The organism is Pseudoalteromonas sp. S1727 (genome assembly GCF_005886375.1).
Classification (GTDB): domain Bacteria; phylum Pseudomonadota; class Gammaproteobacteria; order Enterobacterales; family Alteromonadaceae; genus Pseudoalteromonas; species Pseudoalteromonas haloplanktis.
In genome coordinates, this window is record NZ_PNDT01000114.1 from 1 (window position 1) to 8,336 (window position 8,336).

An 8,336-nucleotide genomic window follows, 5' to 3' on the forward strand; every position below is an offset into this window, starting at 1 on the left:
AAATATTAATATATATATAAGATGTCTCTTCTATCATTATTTAAATAACATATATCATATCTTACTGATATCAAACATACATGAGTATGTAGAATTTCTGACCGCTGACCGTTCACACTTAGTTACAAATTGCTGCAATTGTTTATTTTGCTGCGCTTGTTCCATTTTTAATAAAGCCATAAACTCAATGGGTTATTAAAAAATGGATGATAAAATGAAATTAACAAAAATAGCCGTTGCGGTACTACTGACAACAGGTTTAGCTGCTTGTAGTAATAGCTCAGTAAATAATACCAACGAAAAAGCGAGTGCGGTACAGTCTGCTTATCCAGGTATTACTTTAATTGAATCAGTTGCGGCGAATGCTGCTGAGATCAGTATCCCCTATAAAAAATATCAATTAGATAACGGCCTTACCGTTATTGTGCATGAAGACCACTCAGACCCTTTAGTGCATGTAGATGTCACATATCATGTTGGATCTGCCCGTGAAGAACTAGGTAAATCTGGTTTTGCCCACTTTTTTGAACACATGATGTTTCAAGGCTCAGAAAATGTTGCTGATGAAGAGCACTTTAAAATTATTACTGAAGCGGGTGGAACACTCAATGGAACTACTAATTCAGACCGCACTAATTACTTTGAAACTGTGCCGGTAAACCAACTAGAAAAAATGTTGTGGTTAGAAGCTGACCGTATGGGCTTTTTACTCGATGCAGTAACCCAAGAGAAATTTGAAGTACAACGTGAAACAGTTAAAAATGAACGTGGTCAGCGAGTTGATAACCGCCCATATGGCCGCTTAAACGAGCGAGTGTCTCAGGCACTTTACCCAGATGGTCACCCATACTCTTGGCCAGTGATTGGGTTTATGGATGATTTAAATCGCGTAAATGTAAATGATTTAAAAGCATTCTTTTTACGCTGGTATGGTCCAAACAATGCAACGATCACTATTGGTGGCGACATTAACGCTGAAGATGTCTTACCATTAGTAAGTAAATACTTTGCCCCCATCCCACGTGGGCCAGAAGTTGTTGATGCCGAAAAAGTTGCAGTGACCCTTGAGGCTGACCGTTATATTTCAATGGAAGATAAAGTTCATTTGCCTCTGCTAAGTATGAATTTTCCAACTACTTATGCACGTGCTGCAGATGAAGCACCACTTGATATCCTCGCTGAGATCATTGGTGGTGGTAATAACTCATTACTTTATAAAAACTTGGTTAAAACACAGCTTGCAGTTCAAGCGGGTGTTAGTCATCCGTGTCGTGAGCTGGCGTGCTCATTAAGTATTTATGCCTTACCGAACCCTGCCTCAGGGAAAACCCTAGCAGACATTGAAAAAATTGTTCGAGATTCGTTTACTGAGTTTGAGCAACGTGGCGTAACACAAGATGACTTAGATAAAGTCAAAGCTAAAATTGAGTCAGGCGCTATTTTTGGCTTACAAAGTGTAGCAGGGAAAGTTTCTCAGTTAGCTGCATTTGAAACTTTTACAGGTAACCCTAATTTTATTCAGGATGATCTTGCGCGCTACAATAGTGTTACGAAAGCAGATGTGATGCGTGTATTTAATCAATATGTGAAAGGCAAAGCGGCAGTGATAATGAGTGTTGTGCCTGAGGGCCAACGTCAGCTGATTGCGGCAGAAGATAACTTCGCACCCATTTCGCATGACTTTGGTGGCCCTTCAACAACCAGTGCAGATGATTTAGTTGCTCGTAAAGCTGTTGATACTTTTGACCGCAGTAAACAGCCTACAGCGGGTGTTAACCCTGCTGTAGAAGTACCTACATTGTGGCAGACAACAACAGCAAACGGTATTGCTGTGCTTGGAACCCAAAGTATCGAAACACCTACTACGTCCATATTAATCAAAGTGCCTGGTGGGCAATACAGTGAACAAGCTGAAAAAGTGGGGTTAGCTGCTACAACCGCAGCGATGCTCAGTGAATCAACGCAAAACTACACCACAGAACAAATGAGTGGCGCGCTTGAAAAATTAGGCAGCACTATTCGCATTTCTGCAAACAGCACACATACTAATATCTTTGTATCAAGTTTAACTAAAAACCTTGATGCGACATTGGCATTGGTTGAAGAAAAACTCTTTAACCCGGCTTTCAGTGAAGAAGACTTTAACCGTAATAAACAACAAAGTATTCAAAATATCCAGCATGCTCTAAAAGATGCTGGGTATTTGGCGAGTAATGCTTACAGTCAATTATTGTATGGCGATAGTATTGCAGCACTACCAAATGGGGGAACTCTTGCCAGTATCGAAGCGATCAGCCTAGATGATGTGAAAGGTTTTTATAACTCAAACTTTAAACCGCAAGGCAGTGAAGTTATTGTAGTGTCTGATTTAGAACAGCAAGCACTACAAGCAAAAGTAGCCGCAACCCTTGATAACTGGGAAGGTAAAGCGCCAGCGTCTTCAGCTCATTTTGAAGAACCAAAGGTCGCAAGTAATGTCATCTACCTTGTAGATAAACCAGATGCGCCGCAATCAGAAATCCGTATCGGTAAGCGCGATATGATTGAAGATATTACTGGTGAGTTCTTTAAAGCAAACTTAATGAACTTCGCATTAGGTGGTAACTTTAACAGCCGTATAAATTTAAACCTGCGTGAAGACAAAGGTTACACATACGGAGCACGAACCAGTTTTTGGGGAGATGCAACTTCTGGTGGCTTTACCGCATCAGCAGCTGTGCGTGCGGATTCTACCGCCGCGTCTATTGTTGAATTTACCAAAGAGCTAAATAACTATGCGCAAAATGGAATAAGTGATGATGAACTAAGCTTCATGCGCAAAGCAATTAACCAAAAAGATGCGTTAAAATACGAAACACCAAATGCCAAGCTAAGCTTTTTAGCGCAAATTCTTGAACATGATTTACAGCCTAGTTTTGTCAAAGAACGCAATAAAATAGTCAGTACAATCAGTAAAGAAGAAATTAACGCCTTGGCTGCAAAGCACCTCAATACCAAAGACATGGTATATGTAGTAGTAGGTGATGCAAAATCACTTAAACCCGAGCTTGAAAAGTTAGGTATGAAAGTAGTTGATTATAAACTTTAACTCTTTAACCAGCCTTTAAATTTATAAAAACGACCGATAAGGTCGTTTTTTTATTTATAACTGGTTCGTAATAATGAGGCTGGTTTACAAGTGACAAAATGTAAATTAGGTGTTATAAAAAAATAGGTTAGCTATCAATATAACTTAACTATCAATATAAATATCAAGGAATAGTATGAAAAAGTATATAGCGGAATGTATAGGAACTTTTTGGTTAGTGTTGGGTGGTTGCGGTAGTGCTGTATTAGCTGCTGGCTTTCCTGATGTAGGAATTGGCTTACTCGGCGTGTCACTCGCTTTTGGTTTAACTGTATTAACCATGGCCTATGCTATTGGTCATATTTCAGGTTGTCATTTAAATCCTGCTGTTTCTATCGGTTTATGGGTTGGCGGGCGTTTTCCTGCAAGCCAACTGCCAGGTTATATTGCAGCGCAAGTCATTGGCGGTATAATTGCCGGTGGCGTGTTATTTGTAATTGCCAGCGGTCAAGCCGGCTTTGATGTAAGCGCTGGATTTGCTTCAAATGGTTATGGTGAACATTCACCAGGTGGTTATAGTTTAATCGCAGCACTGGTTTGTGAAGTTGTGATGACCATGATGTTTATTCTCGTTATTTTAGGTGCCACTGATAAACGTGCCCCAGCAGGTTTTGCGCCTATCGCGATAGGCTTATGTTTAACCTTGATCCACCTGATCTCAATTCCTGTTACAAATACATCGGTAAACCCTGCTCGTAGTACAGGTGTTGCTTTATTTGTAGGTGACTGGGCAGTTTCGCAGCTTTGGTTATTCTGGGTTGCGCCTATTGTGGGTGCGGCTCTTGGTGCGATCCTTTATAAAGTGATTTCACCTAAAGGTGATGAGGCATAATGCTAACTACTAAATAAATTGTTATTAGTATAAAAAAAGAGCAGTGAAAACTGCTCTTTTTTTATGTAACACCTTTAGTGAAAATATTAGAAGTTGTTATTATCTTTTTTCTGGATCAGTTCAATTGCATAGCCATCGGGATCTTTTACAAACGCAATCTCAGTAGTGCCGCCTTTTACAGGCCCTGGTTCACGGCTTACATTACCGCCTGCGGCTTTGATATCTGCACAGGCTTTATAAATATCATCAAATTCAATAGCAATATGACCATAAGCATTGCCTAAATCGTAGCTGTTGGTATCCCAGTTGTAAGTCAGCTCTAATACCGTGCTGTCTTTTTCATCGCCGTAGCCTACAAAGGCGAGTGTGTAACGGTATTCTTCGTTGTCCGCGCGGCGTAGCTCTTTCATGCCCAGTACTTGCGTGTAAAACGCAATTGATTTATCTAGATCTGCAACTCGTAACATGGTGTGTAGTAAACGCATTTAAATCCCCTTGATTTTGCTTTTAAATTCACATAAATTTTCGATAACGCAGCTGCTTTATAGTTATAGCTGTGCTGTTAAAATTTCAATGATCCGATTATAAATTATTTCTGTGAGCATCACAGTATCATTGCCGTTAGTATTTATAAATTGCACCACCACGGTGTCGATATCTTTATGATAACGAGCAATACTTGAATAGCCTAGCACCCAGCCGGTGTGCCCATACTGATAAAGTGAGGCATATAAAGCTTGCTCTTGTTCGTTGAAAAAAGTGCCTTGGTTTAAAGCAATAATAAAGTCGCCCACATCGTGTGCTGTTGCCACATAGCCTTGATCAAGTGTTTTAAAATCATTCTCATAGCCCACGTAATAGCCACTCATCAATGATGCTAAATCTATTTCATATATAGATGCGAAGGTATTTTTTAAGCCCAATGGCGTTAAAATTTCATCTTTAATAAATTGGTTATGATCATAACCCAGCACAGTAGACATTATTTTTCGCAGTAGCAGGTAATTAGTGTTGGAATAACCGTAATCTGTATCAGGATTAAAGTCAGCTGGGGTGTCTAGCACCAGATCTAGCGGATCAGGATAGGCGATTGACCAATCAAAGTTATCAGTATCTGTGTAATTGGGTATGCCACTTCTGTGCTTTACCATCATTCGCAATGTTATCTTATCTGCATTTTCAACACGGCCAATTAACGACGGCATGTAATCGGCCAGTGTTTTATCCACATCAATACGTCCAGCGGCGGTAAGCTTAGTTAAAGCCGCTGCATCATATAACTTTCGGATACTGCCAATTTTAAAAAGTGCACTAGGGTAAGCGGGTATTTTTTGCTCTCGATTATGCCAACCCTGCGCAAAATACTCCGGTTGTTGTCCTTGCTTATGAACATACACAATAATGCCATCAACCCCTTGCTCGATAGCTTCAATCGTCTGCGCTTGAACGGTTGCAGGTAAAGGGGATAAGTAATATAAAGCAAATTTCCAAGGCGCAAAAAAGTATATACTTGAGAAGGTGATAATTAGTGCCGCAATGCGCATTAATGTGAGTGCTTTTTTATTTTTTAGTTGCATTACTGCACTTCCTGTTTAGTCCTCAACGTTTTAGTAACCTAACCTTTAAATATAACTCGCGCAATTACACGCTTAGCAGCAATGCCATGGACATTGCTGCTATTGTCATTATTGAATCGCTTTACTTTTTAACCTTGCCCTTAAGTACATAGATCTCACCATCAAAACTGCCTTGAATCGTCAAGCCTTGTCCAGCTAACTCTTTTAGATACTCAATGTGTTCTTCAGTGATATGTTGGCCTGGAACCAACAGCGGAATGCCCGGAGGGTAGGGCGTCACTAAACCGGCACAGATGCGGTTGTTGCTTTTGCTAATAGGCACCGATTCACGCTCGCCATAAAACGCATCACTTGGAATACAAGCCAAATCTATGGCTGGTAAATTCTCTGGTAAGCGAGAGCGCCTCATTGATGTTGCTAATTTCACTTTACCGCTATCGAGTTTCTTAAGCGCGTTATACAGACGAATGATCTTCGAACGCGTCCCGCCAAGTGTCAGTAGAACTAAAATGGTGCTGTGCGTGTATTTTTCTATTTCTAAGCCAATTTCATCGAGCAGGAATTTATGAATATCTTTTAACGAATAAGGTAATTCACTGATGTCGATGAGAATTTTAAGCGGATCGTGGCCCATGTTATCGCCACTAAAGTGTGGAAATATGTTCATAAAGTCTTGCTTACCAAGTACTTTAATATGCTTGAGCGAGGCCATTTGTTGTTTAAACTCTGCTACATGGTTTAACAAGGCATTGAGTAGCTTATAGCCTTCCATCTCCAACTGCTTTTGGCACACGTCTAGAGACGCGATAAGCTGATACTTTGGTGATGTACTGGCGTAGATACTGTAAATTTCGCGAAAGAAATCGGCATCGAAATCAGGGTCGTTAACATGAATATAAGACGCCTGAGAGAACGCTGAGACCACTTTATGCGCTGAATGCGTGACATAATCAGCGCCAGCATGAATGGCTGAATAATGGCGTAGGCTGGGGTGGAAAAGGGAGTAAGCAAACCAGGCTTCGTCGATAAACACTTTAATACCGTGTTGATGGGCAAACTCTACCACTTGTTTCAAGTCGCTAAGTAGGCCATCGTAAGTACAGCCAGTTAAAACTAGCAGCTTCGCATCGGTATTTTGCTCGATCGCTTGTTTAATGTCGGCCAACGATGGTGGCGCGAAGATGCCATATTTAGGGTTTAAAATACTCGATAAATAAATAGGGAAACTGGCAGATTGCAAGATGCCATAATGTACAGACTTATGGCAATTGCGGTCGATGATCACTTTATCACCCTTGCGCAGCAGCGTCTGTAAGATGATTTTATTTGAAGTTGATGAGCCGTTAGTCACGAAATAAGTATGCTTGACTTCAAACGTCGCCGCTGCTGACTCTTGCGCACGGCCAATGGTATTGGTGCTATCTGACAATGAGCCTAACGAATCGACCGAAACCGACAAGTCGCCAACAAATACATTACGGCCATAAAATTGATAAAAATCTTTAATATAAGGGGAGTTTCTAAAACTAGAGCCACCGCTGTGACCTGGTGTATGCCATGAATCGTTCGATTCGCCAACATAACGACGATATGCAGTCCAAAACGGGGTTTCTGAGCGGTCATCAAAGTCGTTGATCATATAACCTAAAATCGCTTCTGGGTCAGAAATCACTTCATCTTTAAAAAAGAATGACTCAATCTCCTCAGACTCGTTGACTATTTCTAGGCCTTTGGTGTCGTCACCGATAACATAAACCGGCAACTCAAGACGGATCCCCTTTAATTGCTCAATAAAGCGACTATACGTGCGTTCACCAACTTTGTTACTTAGATCCCAACTGAGTACCACAGCTTGAATATCACCATCTTCCTCTACAGACTCCAGCGCTTGCTTGAGCTCGAGGCGTTCAATAATATCGATATGAATATCATTGCGCTCAAAATTAGGGATCGTTTTCGACAGATTAGTCGAAAGCTCTTGTAAGGTGGTAGGGTCTTGCTCAATCAACAAGATACGAAGTAAAGGTAGCATAGGAATTCCCGCAATAAAATTTCATGATGCTCAACAGCATAACTAAAGGATTGACACTTGTGAAATTAATAGTTTGAAAATGTTCTAATAATTGCTAATACATTTGTTCGCATATAAAGATTTTATTCAAACTTAGTTAAAGGATATCGAAAAATGAGCCTGTCCTATTGATAGATTTTGGTATTTATCTAATCAGTCTTTTTTAAACTTACACAAGTCTTCAATAATACAGCTACCGCATTTTGGTTTACGCGCCACACAGGTATACGCCCGTGGAGAATAAGCCAGTGATGCACGTCTACTTTAAATACTTTGGGGAGCACTTTTTCAAGCTTTTGTTTAACCTCAACTACATTTTTACCCTTCGCAAATTTGGTACGATTTGATACGCGGTCGATGTGGGTGTCTACTGCTACAGGGCTAGCCGGAGGGTAATAAAGGTAAATATCAAATATGTCTAATTGCACAAGGTTAGGCTGGTTTGTGCCATATATAGTCGGCTCTAACTCACTTCTGCCCCAAAATAAGTTGAAGTAAATTCTCTAATGGCGACTTTGAGCGAGCAAGAGATGGTTCAAGTCGTTTAATGCTATTGGTTTTATTCTACAAAGCGGACGTTCCGCTAACGCATTTTTCGCCTTATAGTAATGTGAACTAGAAAATTTTGCTTAATGGGCTTACAACACCGTTCGCTCCCTGCTGCAAAACATGCGTATATATTTGTGTGGTTTTGACATCAGAATGGCCCAATTGTGCTTGAACGGTGCG

The 8,336-nt window shown here is 40.6% G+C and carries 5 protein-coding genes and 2 pseudogenes; 2 read left to right on the top strand and 5 right to left on the bottom strand.

Annotated features, from left to right (window positions below; genetic code table 11):
- Positions 1-214 precede the first annotated feature (214 nt).
- Both CWB85_RS19490 and aqpZ read left to right on the top strand, forming a co-directional pair.
- Positions 215-3,088: a M16 family metallopeptidase gene (locus CWB85_RS19490; protein WP_138555773.1), complete on the top strand. Its 2,874-nt coding sequence runs from the start codon at positions 215-217 to the stop codon at positions 3,086-3,088.
- 175 nt (positions 3,089-3,263) lie between these two features.
- Complete coding sequence (gene aqpZ, locus CWB85_RS19495; RefSeq protein ID WP_138555774.1) at positions 3,264-3,959, top strand: aquaporin Z; 696 nt, start codon at positions 3,264-3,266, stop codon at positions 3,957-3,959.
- Positions 3,960-4,045: 86 nt separating this feature from the next.
- Here the strand turns inward: aqpZ and gloA are convergent, their stop codons facing one another.
- The 5 genes and pseudogenes from gloA to CWB85_RS19520 all read right to left on the bottom strand — a co-directional run.
- Positions 4,046-4,444 (bottom strand): lactoylglutathione lyase, encoded by a 399-nt coding sequence (gene gloA, locus CWB85_RS19500; RefSeq protein ID WP_138555775.1) that lies wholly within the window; start codon positions 4,442-4,444, stop codon positions 4,046-4,048.
- Positions 4,445-4,507: 63 nt separating this feature from the next.
- Complete coding sequence (locus CWB85_RS19505) at positions 4,508-5,536, bottom strand: serine hydrolase domain-containing protein (protein WP_138555776.1); 1,029 nt, start codon at positions 5,534-5,536, stop codon at positions 4,508-4,510.
- Positions 5,537-5,657: 121 nt separating this feature from the next.
- On the bottom strand, positions 5,658-7,568 hold the full coding sequence (locus tag CWB85_RS19510; protein WP_016707863.1) for an aminotransferase class V-fold PLP-dependent enzyme: 1,911 nt from the start codon (positions 7,566-7,568) through the stop codon (positions 5,658-5,660).
- A 192-nt stretch (positions 7,569-7,760) separates the two neighbouring features.
- Positions 7,761-7,984: pseudogene (locus CWB85_RS19515) on the bottom strand (iron-sulfur binding domain-containing protein); the annotation flags it as partial.
- Positions 7,985-8,222: 238 nt separating this feature from the next.
- A pseudogene (locus CWB85_RS19520) lies at positions 8,223-8,336 on the bottom strand (integron integrase); the annotation flags it as partial.